General features: G+C 36.5%; 1 protein-coding gene. It reads left to right on the forward strand.

Annotation, left to right across the window (positions count from 1 at the left end):
• Window positions 1-664: 664 nt before the first annotated feature.
• The coding region (locus ACP6PK_RS00570; RefSeq protein WP_426556861.1) for a PDC sensor domain-containing protein at window positions 665-2,645 on the forward strand (1,981 nt) is incomplete at its 3' end.

Consider the following 2,645-nt stretch of genomic DNA (forward strand, 5'->3'; position numbering starts at 1 on the left):
TCCCAAGAAGCGTGAGGTACAAAATTCTAGGTTTTAGGGAACACTTAACTGGGAATAGGGAATAGGGAATAGGGAATCAGGAATAGAAAAGAAATTAAAGAGCTTGTGTACCTCATAAGCTTGAGAAACGCTATATTTAACATAATAGACATCTCCGGAAAATAAATAAACCTTTGAGTTAGATATGCTAAAGAAAGAAAAATTAACCATAAAAAATCCTTTTTCATGCCTTTTTCATAAAAATATCTTGCCAGTTAAGCGTTCCCTGTTCCCTGTTCCCTACTCCTCCAAAAAATCTATATCTTTTTCACGCCTAGGTCTAATAATTATTCTATGGTTGTGTAGCGATCGCGAAGTCAGAATTTAGAATTCAGAATTTAGAATTTAGAATAATTATTCTGTAGTTGTATTAGCGATCGCTCTGTATAGCTGAAGTCAGAAGTCAAAAGTTAAATATTTTATCGTAGGGGTTTAGTCTCCAAACCCCTAGAGTTTTTTTCACCAATCATTTGCTATAGCACTACAAAAAAGTGTTAGGACATTGATAAAATTGAAATCCAAATCAACCAATAGTTTTGACTTGAGTTGATAGGTGTTTGCGGATCATTCCGCAGGAAATGCTTACAAATAAGCAATAAAAAATGGGAAGGATGGTAACTGAAAAATGCCAAACAGATACTTAAGTTCATTGTTCTGTAAACTTTCTCTGCGGATGGTATTGATTATTCCCTTTGTGATGCAACTGCTGGTAAGCGTTGGACTGGTAGGTTATTTGTCTTATCGAAGTGGTCAGGACGCAGTACAAAATCTCTCAGAACGCTTGATGACAGAAGTGGTAGAGCGAGTGAATTTGTATATTCAGCAGAATCTTCAGACGGCAATGCAAATTAACAAAATGAATATTGAAGCTGTCCGAAGTCAAACAGTCAATTTAAACAATTTAGCTGAAGTCGAGCAACTTCTATGGGTGCGCATTAAACAATTTGAAACTGTTACTGGTATTTTCTTGGGTTTCCCTGATGGAACGTTTCGAGTGACTCATCGCAGAAATAAACAACGCATTGAAGGGATGATTTCTGATTCCAAACGCCCGGAGCGTCTGACAATGTATCTTTTGGACGAAAGAGGAAATCGTACCCAAGAGCTTTTCTCTCTCGATCCATTCATTATCCAAGATACTCTTTGGTATCAAGGTGCCGTCAGAGACAGCGCTCCTGGTTGGACAAAATCTTTTCAAGTCGGTAAACTTCCCCTCCTCGCGGTTAATACTTATGCGCCCTTTTTTGATTCTCAAGGTGAGTTGCAAGGAATTTTTGCAGTCAATGTGGGTTTGACTCTGATACAAGATTTTTTGAACTCCTTAGATATTTGTAATGGTTGTCGCATCGCGATCGTCGATGAGGATGGTTGGATGTTGGCAACTTCTATTGATGAAAGTCCATTTATGACACCGGAAATTAGGGATAAAACTGATAATGTTGGTAACTATCATGGGTCTTTCCAACGATTGAAACCAAGTGAGAGTAAAGACTCTGCTATTGCTGCTGCTGCGGTTCATTGGGAAACTTTAGACAGAGACAAAAATAGTGTAACGCAATCGCAGTTTCGTCTCGAACAAGAGCAATATTGGTTACAACTTACCCCTTTAGACATAGAAATATCCCATCCTGACTGGATGATCGCTATCATTGTTCCGCAGTCAGAATTTATGGCAGAGATTAATGCTAATACTAGAATTACCATTGCTCTTTGTATTTTGGCTTTGCTTATTGCCATCATCTTAGGTATTTTGACCGCACGTTGGGTTACGCAACCGATTTTGAAATTAAACCAAGCTGCCAAAAGTATGAGTCAAGGAGAATGGAATCAAAAGACAATAGTGGAGAGCGATCGCCGTGATGAAGTCGGGGAATTAGCTGAGTCTTTTAACCGCATGGCAAATGATTTACAAGCTTTGTTTGAAACTTTAGAACAACGAGTGGAAGAGCGAACTTTTGAACTCACTGAGTCGAATCAACAATTGGAAGTGGCGAAAGAAAAAGCGGAAGTTGCTAATCAAGCAAAAAGCACTTTTATTGCTAATATGAGTCACGAATTGAGAACTCCTTTAAATGCAGTTTTAGGCTTTTCTCAAATTATGATGCGTTCTCAAACCTTATCAAAAGAAGACAAGGAAAATACAACTATTATTTATAAAAGTGGTAGCTATTTATTAACCTTGATTAATAATATTTTAGACTTATCTAAAATTGAAGCAGGGAAAATGACCCTTAATGCTAATAGTTTTGATTTTTATTCTTTCTTAAATGAACTGGAAGACTTATTATATCTAACCGCAGAAAATCAAGGGTTAACATTAATATTTGACTATCAAGATGATGTACCTCAATATATTTATACTGATGAAACTAAGCTCCGTCAAGTTTTAATTAATTTAATCAATAATGGGATTAAATTTACATCTGAAGGGGGTGTGAGTGTAACAGTTGAAAGTCAAAAAGAATCTCTGCTTAATTCTTCCTTTGAAAGTCAAAAAGAATCTCTGCTTAATTCCTCCTTTGAAAGTCAAAAAGAATCTCTGCTTAATTCTTCCTTTGAAAGTCAAAAAGAATCTCTGCTTAATTCCTCCTTTGAAAGTCAAAAAG

The sequence above is a fragment of the Dapis hubbardiae BLCC-M172 genome, assembly GCF_050016015.1.
Taxonomy (GTDB): domain Bacteria; phylum Cyanobacteriota; class Cyanobacteriia; order Cyanobacteriales; family Microcoleaceae; genus Trichodesmium.